General features: G+C 70.2%; 13 protein-coding genes and 1 pseudogene. 8 read left to right on the forward strand and 6 right to left on the reverse strand.

What is annotated here, in order from left to right; all coding sequences use genetic code 11:
* Both PSH25_RS30320 and PSH25_RS30325 read right to left on the reverse strand, forming a co-directional pair.
* Nucleotides 1-192 (reverse strand): hypothetical protein (locus PSH25_RS30320; protein WP_238662313.1); only part of this gene is annotated, 192 nt, incomplete at its 3' end.
* 197 nt (nt 193-389) lie between these two features.
* Nucleotides 390-839 (reverse strand): DUF5318 domain-containing protein, encoded by a 450-nt coding sequence (locus PSH25_RS30325; protein WP_238662314.1) that lies wholly within the window; start codon nt 837-839, stop codon nt 390-392.
* Nucleotides 840-1,014: 175 nt separating this feature from the next.
* Here PSH25_RS30325 and PSH25_RS30330 point away from each other — a divergent pair, with 175 nt between their 5' ends.
* Nucleotides 1,015-1,653 carry a PadR family transcriptional regulator gene (locus PSH25_RS30330; protein WP_238662315.1) on the forward strand — a complete coding sequence of 213 codons (639 nt, stop codon included), beginning with the start codon at nt 1,015-1,017 and terminating at the stop codon, nt 1,651-1,653.
* Nucleotides 1,654-1,676: 23 nt separating this feature from the next.
* A complete protein-coding gene (locus PSH25_RS30335) occupies nt 1,677-2,756 on the forward strand; it encodes an inositol-3-phosphate synthase (protein ID WP_091396616.1) in 1,080 nt (359 codons plus the stop codon).
* Nucleotides 2,757-2,844: 88 nt separating this feature from the next.
* Here PSH25_RS30335 and PSH25_RS30340 read toward each other — a convergent pair whose 3' ends face one another.
* On the reverse strand, nt 2,845-3,324 hold the full coding sequence (locus tag PSH25_RS30340) for a methylated-DNA--[protein]-cysteine S-methyltransferase (RefSeq protein ID WP_238662316.1): 480 nt from the start codon (nt 3,322-3,324) through the stop codon (nt 2,845-2,847).
* Nucleotides 3,325-3,364: 40 nt separating this feature from the next.
* Nucleotides 3,365-3,715: a hypothetical protein gene (locus PSH25_RS30345; protein WP_238662317.1), complete on the reverse strand. Its 351-nt coding sequence runs from the start codon at nt 3,713-3,715 to the stop codon at nt 3,365-3,367.
* 158 nt (nt 3,716-3,873) lie between these two features.
* Here PSH25_RS30345 and PSH25_RS30350 point away from each other — a divergent pair, with 158 nt between their 5' ends.
* The gene (locus PSH25_RS30350; protein WP_238662318.1) at nt 3,874-4,395 is read left to right on the forward strand and encodes an NfeD C-terminal domain-containing protein; all 522 of its coding nucleotides are present in this window, start codon (nt 3,874-3,876) and stop codon (nt 4,393-4,395) included.
* A gap of 29 nt (nt 4,396-4,424) precedes the next feature.
* Nucleotides 4,425-5,945: a flotillin family protein gene (locus PSH25_RS30355; protein WP_238662319.1), complete on the forward strand. Its 1,521-nt coding sequence runs from the start codon at nt 4,425-4,427 to the stop codon at nt 5,943-5,945.
* Between the two features lie 86 nt (nt 5,946-6,031).
* Here the strand turns inward: PSH25_RS30355 and PSH25_RS30360 are convergent, their stop codons facing one another.
* Both PSH25_RS30360 and PSH25_RS30365 read right to left on the reverse strand, forming a co-directional pair.
* Nucleotides 6,032-7,945: a S8 family serine peptidase gene (locus PSH25_RS30360; RefSeq protein ID WP_238662320.1), complete on the reverse strand. Its 1,914-nt coding sequence runs from the start codon at nt 7,943-7,945 to the stop codon at nt 6,032-6,034.
* A 324-nt stretch (nt 7,946-8,269) separates the two neighbouring features.
* Nucleotides 8,270-9,730 carry a CCA tRNA nucleotidyltransferase gene (locus PSH25_RS30365; protein WP_238662321.1) on the reverse strand — a complete coding sequence of 487 codons (1,461 nt, stop codon included), beginning with the start codon at nt 9,728-9,730 and terminating at the stop codon, nt 8,270-8,272.
* Nucleotides 9,731-9,857: 127 nt separating this feature from the next.
* On the opposite strand from PSH25_RS30365, the gene murJ reads away from it, so the two are divergent.
* From murJ to PSH25_RS30385, 4 genes and pseudogenes are all read left to right on the forward strand, one after another.
* Nucleotides 9,858-11,609, forward strand: a complete 1,752-nt coding sequence (gene murJ / locus PSH25_RS30370; protein ID WP_238662322.1) for a murein biosynthesis integral membrane protein MurJ — start codon at nt 9,858-9,860, stop codon at nt 11,607-11,609.
* Between the two features lie 445 nt (nt 11,610-12,054).
* On the forward strand, nt 12,055-13,662 hold the full coding sequence (locus PSH25_RS30375; protein WP_238662323.1) for a protein kinase family protein: 1,608 nt from the start codon (nt 12,055-12,057) through the stop codon (nt 13,660-13,662).
* Between the two features lie 43 nt (nt 13,663-13,705).
* A complete protein-coding gene (gene sigM / locus PSH25_RS30380) occupies nt 13,706-14,422 on the forward strand; it encodes an RNA polymerase sigma factor SigM (protein ID WP_238662324.1) in 717 nt (238 codons plus the stop codon).
* Nucleotides 14,419-14,821 (forward strand): annotated as a pseudogene (locus tag PSH25_RS30385) (hypothetical protein); the annotation flags it as partial. The gene sigM and the pseudogene PSH25_RS30385, both read left to right, overlap by 4 nt.

Below are 14,821 nucleotides of genomic sequence, written 5' to 3' on the forward strand. Positions count from 1 at the left end.
ACCGGCAGGCCGCGGCGTCACCGAGGCACGGCCCGGGGTTGCCGCGCCGCCCTCCGAGGCTGACCAGCCGCCCCCGCCGGAAACACCGCCGGGCCGGCGGTACGCGTCGTCCGCGCCCGGCCCGGGGTCACCGTCTGGACCCGATTGCTGGGCCCGTCCGCGCGCAGAACTGGGATCGCCGTACGAGTTCATTCCTCACACCCTGCCGGTCGCGGTGGGGCGCGGCTGCGCCGCCACCGGGTTGCCGTGAGTTGCTTCACCCGGGACGCCGGCACGAGGGTGCCAGGCGACCGGGGGCATTGCCGTATCAATGGGGTCAATCGGACCAACAAGCGGTCGACCGTCCCGGGTTTCGTCTACGGCCCCGGGGCCGGTCCAACCAGCTGAGATCACCGTTGCGCCTCTCGCCTCCGCCGACCGCCGCCTTCGGCGCCCGCTGCGTCCTGCTCGCTGGTGCCGTCGCTGTCGCCGGTCAGGCCGTCCCGGCCGAGCAGGTACTGCTCGACGAGATGGTTCCAGTCACAGCCGAGGCACACCTCCACCACGAAGACCTGGAACTCACGCAGCGTCATCGCCAGCACGGGCAACTCGGTCAGTGTCCGGGCCTGCCCGGCGGACTGCTTGAGTTCGTCACCGTAAATGTAGTGGACGAGGGTCAGGTTTTCGCTGCGGCAGATCGGGCAGCGCCGGTCGGTCGGCTCACCGTGGAACCGAGCGGCGTTCTTCAGGTACGGCGACGCGTCGCAGACGTCGTATGTGCCGACCCGGCCGGCCAGGAGCTCACGCAGCACTGCTCGCTTCTGTAGCGAGTAGTCGACGACCTGGCGCTGCGTACGCATGCGAAGAAGGGTACGCGGTCCGGCCCGAGCAGGCGACCACGCTCACAATCCGTGACGGCAGCATCTCGGAACGGGGGTTTGCCCTGGCCGGCGTGAGCCGCTAACGTGCGATGTATCGGTCCGATACATCGCGGCGGTTACCACTCCACGCCGGAGGGTAAAGAGAGGGTGGCCAGTGCTTGAGTTCGCCATCCTCGGCCTCCTGCAGGAGTCTCCGATGCACGGCTATGAGCTGCGCAAGGAGCTGACCGCCAAACTCGGCGCGATCCGGGCGGCGATCAGCTACGGCTCGCTCTACCCGACGCTACGCAGGCTGCAGGCGGCGGGATGGATCACCGAAGCTGCTGAGACGCCCGCCACTGCCGAGGAGGTTCCCGCGCTGACCAGCCGACGAGGTCGGGTGGTCTACAAAATCACCGCGGAAGGCAAGGAACGCTTCGCCCAGCTGATCGCACAGGCGGGGCCCGAGACGTACGACGACACGGGCTTCGGGGTGCACTTCGCGTTCTTCGCCCGGACCGACCAGGCGACCCGACTACGCATTCTGGAGGGTCGCCGCCGCAAGATCGAGGAGCGTCGCGAAGGGCTTCGCGACGTGCTGGGCCGGGCGGCCGAGCGCCTCGACGCTTACACGCTGGAACTGCAGCGCCACGGCCTTGATGCCTGTGAGCGCGAGGTCCGCTGGCTGGAGGAGCTCATCGCCAACGAGCGCTCCGGCCGAGCCCCGACAGTCCCGAACCCCGGGGCAGCCGGCGGCCGACGAGAAGACAACAGCCCGCCTCCGCCTGGAGAGACCAGGAATGAGCGGCCGTGACAGAAAAGAAGGAGGCAGACGCTATGGGCTCCGTCCGCGTCGCCATCGTCGGTGTGGGTAACTGCGCCTCGTCCCTGGTTCAGGGCGTCGAGTACTACCGGAACGCCAACCCGAACGACCGCGTCCCGGGTCTCATGCACGTCGCCTTCGGCGACTACCACGTCAACGCCGTGGAGTTCGTCGCGGCATTCGACGTGGACGCCAAGAAGGTGGGCATGGACCTCGCGGAGGCGATCGTCGCCAGCGAGAACAACACCATCAAGCTCTGCGACGTGCCGCCGACCGGCGTGAGCGTGCAGCGCGGTCCGACCTTCGACGGTCTGGGCCAGTACTACCGCGAGATCGTCGAGGAGTCGGACGCCACCCCGGTCGACGTGGCGCAGGCGCTGCGCGACGCGCAGGTCGACGTCGTCGTCTGCTACCTGCCGGTCGGCTCCGAGCAGGCCGCCAAGTTCTACGCCCAGGCGGCGATCGACGCCGGCTGCGCGTTCGTCAACGCCCTGCCGGTCTTCATCGCCTCCGACCCCGAGTGGGCCAAGAAGTTCGAGGACGCTGGCCTGCCGATCGTCGGTGACGACATCAAGAGCCAGGTCGGCGCCACCATCGTGCACCGCGCCCTCGCGAAGCTCTTCGAGGACCGCGGCGTCGAGCTGCTGCGCACCTACCAGCTCAACTTCGGCGGCAACATGGACTTCATGAACATGCTGGAGCGCAAGCGGCTGGTCTCGAAGAAGATCTCGAAGACCCAGTCGGTCACCTCGCAGATCCCGCACGAGATGAGCAAGAGCGACGTGCACATCGGCCCGTCGGACCACGTGCCGTGGCTGGACGACCGCAAGTGGGCGTACATCCGCCTGGAGGGCCGCTCGTTCGGTGACACTCCCCTCAACGCCGAGCTCAAGCTCGAGGTGTGGGACTCTCCGAACTCGGCCGGCGTCATCATCGACGCGGTCCGGGCCGCGAAGATCGCCCTGGACCGGAAGATCGGCGGCCCGATCCTGTCGGCCTCGTCGTACTTCATGAAGTCCCCGCCGGTGCAGTACGCCGACCACGACGCCCACCAGGCCGTCGAGGAGTTCATCGCCGGTGAGGTCACGCGCTGACGCGCTGAATCATCAAGCAGGTCGAAGGGCCGGGTCCGCACGGACCCGGCCCTTCCACGCGAGCGGACGGCCGCCACCGCGGGACGGCTCAGGACCAGGCGTGTCGCAGCGCGACCCCGGCCTCCAACTCCAACAACTTGACCTTGCGGGGCAGGCCCCCACCGAAGCCGACCAGCTTGCCGCCCGCGCCGACGATCCGGTGACACGGCACGATCACCGGGACCGGGTTGCGGTTGCAGGCCACCCCCACCGCCCGTGCCGCTCCGGGGTCGCCGACCAGTCGCGCCACCTCGCCGTACGTCAGCGTCTCCCCGTACGGAATCCGCGTCATCTCCCGCCACACGGCGCGTTCGAAGTCGGAGCCGCGCGGCACCGACACCGGGACCGTGAACGCGGTCAGCTCACCGGCGAAGTACGCCCGCAGCTCGTCGACGGCCTGCCGGGACAGCGCCTGGTCGGGCTCCTCGGTGGCCGCCGCGACCCGGCCGAAGTGCGCCCCGCAGACGCTCGTGCCGTCGGTGGCGACGGAGAACTCGCCGATCGGTGAGTCGAGCACAGCCCAGCGCATCCACCCATTCTCCCCGCTGCGGACTCCTTCGCCGGCCCGGCTACCACCGTCGGGCTGAACGCCACTCCTCGGCGGCCCGGATCGCCTCCGCCGCCGCGGCTCGCTCGGCGCGGGTCCGATCGCGGTCACGGAAGCCCAGGTAGAGCTTGCGGCCGGCGTAGAAGGGGAGCAGCAGAGCCGCGTAGAAGATCGTGACGTATTCGTCGTTGGAGCTGAGCAGGTAGTAGGCGTAGTAGCCGGCGAGGGCACCACCGATACCGGCCAGTACGCGGTCGACCCGGGAGGTGGTCGCGAACGAGGTGATCGCGACGCCCAGCAGCACGACTGCGGTCAATGCCAGGCTGACGATGTAGAAGACGACCACGATGTTCGGGATGATCGGGACGGTCACGGGCAGGTCCTCTCGATGCGTGCTGACCGGGACGATCTGCCGGCGGCGCAGAAGATAACGCGTCCGAGACAGCGGGCGCTGCCTGTTTTCGATCAACACCAGCTGAAGATCATCCCCACGTCGAGCGGCACCGCTCAACGTTGCGTCATATCGATACCGTGCAGGTCGTGGCAACGGGGACGCTCATCTTTCTGATCATCGGCGGGGCGGGCATCGGCGTGCTCGCGCTCGCCCTGCTCGGCACCGAGCTGCTCCACTTCGGGCACGCCGACGTGGACGGGCCGATCTCGGTCGAGACGGTCGCCGGCTTCGCCGGGGCGTTCGGGTTCGGCGCGGCCATCGTCAACGAACTGCTCGGTGCGCGTACACCCGGCATGGTCGTCGCGGCGGTGGCCGGCGGCGTGCTCGCGGCCGTGCCCACCGGTTGGTTGGCGTCCCGGCTGAGCCGGGCGGCGCGGAACATGCGCACCGACCCCACCCCCACCCGTGACGACCTGGTCGGCGCGCTCGGCCTGGTCGTCACCCCGGTGCCGGCCAACGGGTACGGCGAGGTCCGCATTCGCCTCGCCGGCCAACCGGTCAAGCTCAGCGCCCGCGCGGACCAGCCGATCCCGATCGGCGCCCAGGTCTTCGTCGTGCAGGCGCTCAGCGAGACCAGCGTGCACGTAGAGACCTACTGATCCTCCCCCTCGTAGACGGGACTCCTTATATGGCCCTACTCATCGCCATCGGTGGCGCGGTCCTCCTCGCGCTCGTCCTGGTGCTCTTCGTGCTCTCCCGGATCAAGGTCGCCGGCCCGAACGAGGCGTTCATCGTCACCGGTCGCAAGGGCCGCACCACGCAGACCGCCGACGGTGGGCGGTCCACCGACAACTCCGGGCAGAAGGTCGTGCTGGGCGCCTCGGTGTTCGTGCTGCCGGTGGTGCAGAAGCTCCAGTCGCTCGACCTGTCCAGCCGGCGGATCGACGTCGGCATCCGGGGCGCCGTCAGCAAGCAGGGCATCCGCGCCGACCTGCACGGCGTGGCGATCGTCAAGGTCGGCGGCACCGAGGACGCGATCCGGGCCGCCGCGCAACGGTTCCTGCACCAGCAGGACGAGATCGACAACTTCACCCGGGAGGTGCTGGCCGGCGCGCTGCGCTCCATCGTCGGCCGGCTCACCGTCGAGGAGGTCATCCGGGACCGGGCGGCGTTCGCCAGCGCGGTCGCCGAGGAGGCCGAGCACTCGATGACCAACCAGGGTCTGGTGCTGGACACCTTCCAGCTCCAGGACATCCTCGCCGAAGGCTCCTACCTGCAGGACCTGGGTCGACCCGAGGCCGCCCGGGTGCTCAAGGACGCGGCGATCGCCGAGGCGCGGGCCCGGCAGCAGGCCGAGCAGGAGCGGCTGCTCGCCGAGGAGGCCATCGCCGAGGCGAACCGCAACCTGGCCCTCAAGCAGGCCGGCATCCAGGCCGAGATCGACGCGGCGAAGGCGAAGTCCGCTGCGGCCGGGCCGCTCGCCCAGGCCGAGCGCGACCAGGCAATCCTCTCCGAGCAGCAGAAGGTTGCCGAGCGCAACGCCGAGCTCAAGCAGCGCCAGCTCGACACCGAGGTTCGCAAGCCGGCCGACGCGGCCCGGTACAAGGTGGAGCAGGAGGCCGAGGCGGCCCGCAACGCGGCGGTGCTGCACGCCGACGCGCAGCGTCAGGCCGTCATCGCCGCCGCACAGGCCTCCGCCGAGCAGGCCCGCCTCACCGGTGAGGGTGAGCGGGCCCGACGGGCCGCGCTCGCCGAGGCGAACGCCATCGAGGGCGCCAAGGAGGGTGAGGCCGAGCAGCGGCGGCGCTCCGCCATCGCCGAGGCGGTCGAGCGGGAAGGTAAGGCCGACGCCGCGGCCATCCTGGCGAAGGGTGAGGCCGAGGCGGACGCGATGGCCCGCAAGGCCGAGGCGTTCGCCGCGTACGGCGAGGCGGCCGTGCTGGACCTGCTGGTAAAGGTGCTGCCGCAGGTCGTCGAGGCGGCCAGTGCGCCGATCGGGGCGATCGACAAGATGACGGTGATCTCCACCGACGGCGCGTCGTCACTCACCAAGTCGGTGGCCGGCAACGTGGCCCAGGGCCTCCAACTCGGCAGCGACCTCACCGGGATCGACCTGCCCGGGCTGCTGGCGCGGCTCGCCGCCGGCCGGACAGACGCCGCCACGCCGAGCAGCGCCAACACGGTCGACGGAAACGCTGTCACGCGCTGAACTGACGAAAGACGCGTAACGAGCGGCGCCCGCCGGCACCCTCCCTAAGGAGAGGTGCCGGCGGGCGCCGGGGGTTGCGAACCGGGTCAGGCAGGGTCGACGACGAACTGCTCGCCGATGCCGAGGCCCAGGGTCTCGCTCTCCCAGTCGATCGTCTGGTTGGGGATCAGCTGAGCGCGGCCTTCACTGCCAGCACTGACCGCCTCCCCGTCGACGTAGGCACGCAGGTAGACCGATCCGTTGGCGTTGTAGTCAAGGAAGTCGAAGACCTCCCAGTCGCCGATCGCCAGACCGCTGGCCCGCATCGGCGTGGTGCCGGCGCCCTCAGCCGAGACGTACTTGCCGTTGACAAGCGCGCGGAAGCCGAAGAACCCGCCCTCCAGGTTGACGACCTCGAACTTCTCCCAGGTGCTGACCACGGTGGCCATCGGGGTCAGCGGGTCTCTGCCGGCAGCGGCCGCCGAGACGTACTTGCCACTCGCCACCGACTTGATGCTGACCACCGGGGCCGGTGCGTCGACGAAGAACTTCTCCCAGGTGTTGATCGACGGCGCGCTCGCGGTCAACGCCGCACCGCTGTTCGGCGCCGAGACGTACCTTCCGTTGATCCTCGCCCTGAGGCTCACCGTGCCATCGGTGTTGTTGATCAGATGGAACTGCTCCCACGTGCTGACCGCCGGGCCCTCGGCCACCAACGGCTTGGTGCCCGCGGCGGTGGCGGAGACGTACTTGCCGTTGACCTTGGCGCGAAGCGCGACCATTCCGCTGCCGGCATCGACGATGTCGTACTTCTCCCAGGCCCCGAGTGCCGGGCCGATGGCGGCGAGCGGCTTGGTGCCCGCGGCGTCGGCGGAGACGTACTTGCCGTTGGAGCGAGCCCGCAGGCCGTGCGAGCTGCGCGCCGGGGAGGTGCTGCGCACGTTGAGCAGCCGATCGGTCGCCCCCGCCGGGTCGTGCACCGCGCCAGCGACACCGCCGGTGACGATCTGGTCGCGAACCTGCTGCGGCGTCAGGCTCGGGTTGTTCTCAAGCAGCAGTGCCGCGGCACCCGCCACGTGCGGCGAGGCCATCGACGTGCCGCTGATCGACAGCGTGCCGTCGCCGGTGCCGGCAGCAGCGGAGACGATGCTCACGCCGGGAGCGAAGGTGTCCACGCAGCTGCCGTAGTTCGAGAACCAGGCCCGGAAGTCGATCTTGTCGGTAGCGCCCACGGTGATCGCGGCCGGCACGCTGGCCGGCGAGACGTTACAGGCGTCCTGCATGCTGTTGCCCGCGGCCACGGCGTAGGTGATGCCGGTGTCGATCGACCGGCTGATCGCGTCGTTGACGGCCTGGTTGTTGCTGTTGAACCCGAGGCTCATGTTGGCCACGGCGGGCTTCACCGCGTTGGCCGTGACCCAGTCGATGCCCGAGAGGACCTGCTCGCTGGTGCCGCTGCCCGCACAGTTCAGCACACGGACGGCGACGAGCTGGACGGCCTTCGCCACGCCGAAGGTGGTGCCGCCCACGGTGCCGGCGACGTGCGTGCCGTGCCCGTCGCAGTCCTGGGCGACGTCGTCCTGGTCGACAGCGTCCCACCCGTATCGAGCTCGCCCACCGAAGTCCTGGTGAGCGATGTCGATGCCGCTGTCCAGAACGTAGGCGGTGACACCGCTGCCGGTCGTCGGATAGGTGTAGCTGTTGTCGCGCTTCGAGCCGCTCTGGTCGATCCGGTCGAGGCCCCACGATGGAGGGTTGGGCTGGGTGTCAGTGGCCGAGAAGACCTGGACCTGCTCCACGTAGGACACGGCCGGGTCGGCGGCCAGTCGCTCCGCCTGCCGCCGGTTCATGGCCGCCGAGTATCCGCTCAGGGCGTTACTGAAGACCCGGCGAACGGTTCCGCCGTTGGCCGCGGCGAGCGTCGATGCCGCTGCCTTGACCTCCTTCGGACTGGCCTTCTTGTCCTTCAGGACCACGATGTACCGGTCCGGCACCGCCTGCGGGGTGCTGGCGCCACGCACCTCCGGCCGCTGGCTGGAGGACGGGCCTGCCGGCGCGGCGCCAGCGGTACCGGCACTGACGATGAGGGTTGCGGATGCGAGAGCAAGGCTCGCCACCGCCGAGCGGCGTATCACGCCACGACGATTCACTTGATGATCTCCCCGTTGGTCGTCGCCCGTCCGACCCGAAAGTCGGGCGGGCGGAAATTCGGCGGCGGTGGTGGTCACCGACTGCCGACGGACGTCTGGACATCATGGATGAATGTCGAAGCGGCTTACCTCAGCCGTTCGGTCGATACGAGCCCGTTTCGTCGTAACGATGGACGCCTGAGACGACGGCGACCGTCAATTGATGAGGCCCTCGGCGCGGGCCCAACGCAGCAGCTCCGCCTCGGCGGCGTCGCGGTCCAGCGGGCCCTGCTCAAGGCGCTGCTCCTTGAGGTGCTTCCACGCCCGCCCGACCACCGGCCCCGGCGGTACGCCGAGCAACTCCATGATCGCGTTGCCGTCCAGGTCGGGTCTGACCCGCGCCAGGTCCTCCTCGGCCGCGATCCGGGCGATCCGATCCTCCAACGCGTCGTAGTCGGCCGCGAGCTGGGCGGCCTTGCGCCGGTTGCGGGTCGTGCAGTCGGAGCGGGTCAACTTGTGCAGCCGGGGCAGCAGGTCACCGGCATCGGCGACGTAACGGCGCACCGCCGAGTCGGTCCACTCGCCCCGCCCGTACCCGTAGAAGCGCAGGTGCAGCGCGACCAGCGCGGTCACCTTCGCGGTGACCTCCTTCGGGTACCGCATCGCCTTCATCCGGGCCTTGGTCAGTCGGGCGCCGACCACCTCGTGGTGGTGGAAGCTGACCCGACCGTCGGACCCGACCGCCTTCGTCGCCGGCTTGCCCACGTCGTGCAGGAGGGCGGCCATCCGAAGGATGAAGTCGCAGCCCTCCTCCTCGTAGGAGACGGCGTTCTCGACGACCGTCAACGTGTGCTCGTAGACGTCCTTGTGCTGGGCGTGCTCGTCGATCTCCAGCCTCAGCCCGGTCAGCTCCGGCAGGAACCGCTCGGCCAGCCCGGTGTCGACCAACAGCCGCAGCCCGGTGATCGGGTCGGCGCCGCAGAGCAGCTTGGTGAACTCGTCGCGGATCCGCTCGGCGGTGATCCGGTCCAGGTCGGCGGCCATCTCGGTCATCGCCACGTGCACGTCGGGGTGCACAGCGAACCGCAGCTGCGCGGCGAACCGGGCGGCCCGCAGCATCCGCAGCGGGTCGTCGCCGAACGACTCACCCGGCGTGCTCGGGGTACGGATCACCTTGGCCGAGATGTCTTCCAGCCCGCCGTGCGGGTCGGTGAACCGGTGGTCGGGCAGGCTGACCGCCATCGCGTTGATCGTGAAGTCGCGCCGCTTCAGGTCCTCGTCGAGGCTGGTGCCGTACACCACCACCGGGTTGCGGCTGACCTGGTCGTACGACTCCGCGCGGAAGGTGGTGATCTCCAGTCGGAGGCCATCGCGCTGAGCGCCGATGGTGCCGAACTCCCGACCGGTCTCCCAGATCGACTCGGCCCAGCCCTTGATGATCCGCAGGGTCTCGTCGGGGTGCGCGTCGGTGCAGAAGTCGAGGTCGTCGCCGAGTCGACCGAGCAGGGCATCCCGTACCGAACCGCCCACCAGGTGCAGCTCGTGACCGGCGCGGACGAAGCGGCGGCCCAACTCGTCGGCGACCGGGGACACCCGGAGCAGTTCGGCGACGGCGTTGCGCTGCGCGGCGGTGAGTTCGCGGCGGTCGGCGGCGTGAGGAGCGGAGGCTTCGGACATGGGATCGCCAGCTTATCGGGCCGGGGTGTGATCCGATCCGCCGGGCGCGGGGTACCGGGTGGGGGTTGACTATGGTCTGTGGCGTGCGGGTCGGTGTCCGACTCGACGTACCCCTGGGAGGCTGGAGATGAGCGGCGGGCTCTACCGCAGCGCCAACGCCGCGAACGATGGCGGCGCCGGCGCCCGTCCCGGGGACGGCGCCACGTTCATCTCCGCCGAGCCGCTGAACCAGCCGGCCATGGAGTCGACCGCGCCACCGCAGGAGCAGGTGGGCGAGGCGAGCGCCGCGGCCAACAGCGCGGTGATGGCGATCGGCAGCCTGGTCAGCCGGGGCACCGGCTTCCTACGCACGCTGGCGTTGACCGCCGCGCTGGGTGGGGCGCTGGTCGGTGACGCGTACACCACCGCGCAGATCCTGCCCGGCATGGTCTACGAGTTCCTGCTCGGCGGCATCCTCACCAGCGTGTTGATCCCGGTGCTGGTCCGTCGGCGCAGAGTCGACACCGACGGCGGACAGGCGTACGCCCAGCGGCTGCTGACCCTCGCGGTGCTGACCCTGGCGGGAGCGGCCCTGCTGGCCGTGCTGTCGGCCGGGCTGCTGACCAAGCTCTACGCTGGCGAAGACACCGGAGAAGACTTCCGGGGCCTGGTCAAGGCACTGTCGTACCTGATGTTGCCGATGATCTTTTTCACCGGTCTCAGTGCGCTGATCAGCGCGGTGCTCAACACCCGGGGGCACTTCGCCGCGCCGATGTGGGCGCCGATCCTCAACAACATCGTGGTGATCGCCACCGCGGGCCTGTACATCGCGATCTTCGGCGCGGAGATCGTCAAGCCGGACGACATGACCACCGGCCGGATTCTGCTGATCGGTGGCGGCACCCTGCTCGGCGTCGCGATCCAGGCCGCCGGCCTCCTGCCGGCGCTGCGCAAGGTGGGATTCCGGTGGAAGTTCCGGTTCGACTTCCGCACCCTCGGGCTGAAGGAGCTGGGGCGTCTCGGCGGCTGGATGTTCTGCTACGTCGCGGTGAGCCAGGTCGGCCTGATCGTGCTGTTCAACCTGCTGAACCGGGCAGGCAGGGAGAACGCCGCCGGCCCACTGATCTACAACAACGTGTTCCTGCTGCTGATGATGGCGCACGGCATCATCGCCGTATCGATCATCACTGCGCTGATGCCCCGGATGAGCGCGGCCGCCGCCGACGGCCGGTACTCCGACGTCGCCGCCGACCTGTCCCGGGGCACGCGCACCGTCTCGGCGGTGCTCGCCCCGATCGCGGTCTGCTACGCGGTACTGGCGACTCCGCTGGCCGTGACGCTGTTCCGCTACGGCGCGTTCACCGACGAGAACGCGGCGGACACCTCGCTGGTGCTGCTCCTGGCGGCGCTGGCACTGGTGCCGTTCGCGATCAGCCAGCTCTTCACCTTCGCCTTCTACGCCCTGCCGGACACCCGTACCCCGGCGCTGATCAACATCCCGGTGGTCGCCCTGCGGATCGGCGTGCAGGTGGTGCTCTACGTCGCCTTCGCCGCCCACTTCGCCGCGGCCGGGATGATGATCGGCAACGCCGTGTCCTACCTGGCGGCCGCCTTCGCCTCCGCGTGGCTGCTGCGGCCACGCGTGGGCCGGATCGGGATGGGTGCCATCCTGCGCACGCTCGGCCGAGTGGCGGTCGCCGCGTTGGGGGCCGCCCTGGTCGGTCTCCTCGTCGTGAGTCTTCTGCCCGGCGGCGACAGGCCAAGTTGGATGCAGGCCGTCGTGCAGCTCGTGATCGGCGGCGTGGTGATCGGCGGGACGTACCTGGGTCTGGCCATGCTTCTGCGGATCGGGGAGATCACCGAGGTGGTCGGGATGGTTCGCCGCCGCCTTGGTCGCTGAACGTCCGCATCTGATTACAACAAGTTCGCATTGATACGGACCGTGACCACGGATCACCAGGCTGGGGATGCACCTGTGGATAACTCCGCGATTCGCCGGTCAACCACCCCTTCAGCCTGTGGATAACCAACCGTACGGCTGAGGGTGGCAACCCGATCGGTGGGAACGTACGAGGCAGCGCGAGCGCCACGCCAGCCCAGCCCCGGCGTCGGTCACTTGCGGTGAAGCCGTAGATTAGCTAGTACATGTGCCAGCAACGTGGCTGACAACGGTCGTAACCGGACGAGGTCGCCGACTGCCGGAACCCCGCCAGGTACGGCGGGAAGATGACATGTCGGAGAGACGGGCAACCCGGGTAAGGTCGCTCTCGACGGGTACGGCAGGGGCCGACGCTGGGCGTCGACACCGGTCGGCCGGTTCCTTCAACGGCAGAGCGGGAAGCCACATGCCCAGCAGTTCGGGTTCATCGATCGACACGATCACCGAGGGAGGACGGGTGACCCAGGTCGGCGAGGGTCAGGAGGCGGACGAAAGCGCTCCTCCGGTCATGACCTTCGGTGCTCCCACGGCCGGTGAAGTCCTCGCCGAGCGGTACGAACTGGTTGAGCACATCAACAACGACAGTGCGGGTCGGCTGGTCTGGCGCGGGGTCGACGTCATCCTGCGCCGTCCCGTCGCCGTGGTGCTGCGTTACCCGGGTGGCGACTCCGCCACCGAGATGCTTCAGGCCGCCGTCGCGGCCAGCCGGGTCATCCACCCCAACCTGGTCGGCGTCTACGACGCGATCGACGAGGCCGACCGGGCGTACGTGGTGCGCGAGTGGGTCGACGGGCAGTCCCTGCGGGACCTGGCGACCGACGGCCCGCTGGACCCGGCTCGGGCCACCGCCATCGGCAACGCCGTCGCGAGCGCGCTCGCCGCGGTGCACGCCACCGGCATGGTGCACGGCAACGTCCACCCCGGCACCGTCATGATCAGTGACGAGGGCCGAGTGGTCCTGGCCGACGCCCGCACCGACGGCGCCGACAGCCAGGAGAACGACATCCGGGCGGTCGGCGGGGTCCTCTACTTCGCACTGACCGGCTCCTGGCCGCACGCCGAGGCACCGTTGCGCGGCGCCACCGCCGGCCACGGCCGCGCCGCCATTCCGGACGCTGTCCGGGACGCCGCGGGCGCCATCGCCGCACCGCGCCAGGTTCGGGCGGGCGTTCCCGCGTACCTGGACGACCTGACCATGGATCTGCTCGACGCCGAGATCGCGCCGCCGTCGTCCGACGTGCTCGCCGCCGAGCTGGCGCGACTGGACGTGCCGGCCGAGGAGGAGCACTACCTCGACAACACCGGGCCGCTGCGGTTCGCCGCCGACACCGGGGAAGAGCCGTCGCCGCTGGCCGCGGCCGGGGGTCGCAAGGTCGCCGTCGGTATCGCCGGTCTGCTGGCCGTCGCCCTGGTCGGTCTGCTGATCGGGATCATCGCGTTGGGCGGCGACGACAAGGACCCGCAGTCCAACCCGGTGGCCGCGCCGACCTCGAGTGCCCCGGCCGGTGACGCCACCCCGGCCGCCGCGACGGCGCGCAAGTTGACCGTGAAGGACGTCCGGATCATCGACCCGGACAGCAAGAACCGCAGCGAGGTCGACGGCGCCGAGAAGGTCATCGACGGCGACGAGGACAAGGGCTGGGAGACCGAGACCTACCGGGACCGGCCCAACTTCGGCAACCTGAAGAAGGGCATGGGCGTCTGGATCGACCTCGGCGAGCCGCACACCGTCAAGTCGGTGCAGGCAGTGCTGTCGGCCACCAACGCGTCCGCCCAGCTGCTCGCCGGCACGACCAACCCGCCGTCCAGCTCCAACGGCGACAAGCAGTTGGTCGCGAGCTACAAGACGGCCATCGGCCAGCCGTTCGAGGACCACGACGGCACCACCATGACGTTCAACGGCTTCGACGCCGACCAGAAATACCAGTACCTGCTGTTCTGGATCACCGAGTTGGCTCCGGCCGAGGGTGGGTTCAAGCTGGGGGTGCAGGAGATTACGGTCCAGGGGTCGTGAGCCGGGCACCACGATCCGGGCACCGCACTCGCTGGACGCGGTGATGGACGGGCGTGCCGCCGCACGTGACCTGGAGCTGCTGCGCGCGCACGTCGCCGGAGACCGGGACGCCTTCGCCGAGCTGTTCCACCGGCACCGTGACCGGTTGTGGGCGGTGGCCCTGCGGACGCTCGGCGACCGCGAGGAGGCAGCCGACGCACTCCAGGACGCCCTGCTGTCGGCGCATCGGGCGGCGGCCCGGTTCCGCGGCGACTCCGCCGTCACCACCTGGCTGCACCGGATCGTGGTCAACGCCTGCCTGGACCGGATCCGGCGCCGGCAGGCGCACCCCACCGTGCCGCTGCCGGACGGCAACCGGTCCGAGGACGGGTCGGGCACCGGCGGGCTGGAGCCGGCGGCACCGACAGCGGACCACGACACCGTGCTGGTGGTTCGCGAGGCGCTCGCCGCGCTGCCCCTTGAGCAACGCGCCGCGCTGGTCCTGGTCGACGTACAGGGCTACCCGGTCGCCGAGGTGGCCCGCATCCTCGGCGTCGCCGAGGGAACGGTGAAGAGCCGGTGTGCCCGGGGCCGGGCGCGGCTGGCCGTGCTTCTCGGGCACCTCCGCCCCACCGCCGTCGCGACGCCTTCGGCCCGACCGGACCCGGCGGCCCCGATCACCGGCGTGCCGGGCGTCACGCTGGGGAACCCCGGCCCGGTGGAGGGCGTCGGATCGGGGTCAGGCCGGTACCGGCGGGACGCCAACCAGGAGGACACGTGACGACCGAGGGGTTCCGGGAGGTCGACGCCGACCTCCTCGCTGACTACCTCGGCGGGGCGTTGGACGGCACCCCGCAGCAGGACGAGGTCGCCCAACTGGTCTCCGCGGACCCGTCCTGGGCCGAGGCGTACGCGCTGCTGGCCCCCGCCCTGGCCGAGGTCCGGACGGACCTGACCCGTTGGGCCGAGCCGTCCCCGGAGATGCCGTCGGCGATCACCGACCGCCTCCTGACCGCGTTGGCCTCGGCGGAGCCGACGAACGACACCTCGATGCAGGAGGCATCCGCCGTCGATCCGGACGGCGACGCGGCGACGCCGTTGGTCGTACCGGCGCAGGGCGGGGCCGATCGCCGGCCGCCCGTCCGCACGCCCGTCGGGTCGGGGCGCTGGGCGTCCACCG

The sequence above is a fragment of the Micromonospora foliorum genome (assembly GCF_022229015.1).
Lineage (GTDB): Bacteria > Actinomycetota > Actinomycetes > Mycobacteriales > Micromonosporaceae > Micromonospora > Micromonospora foliorum.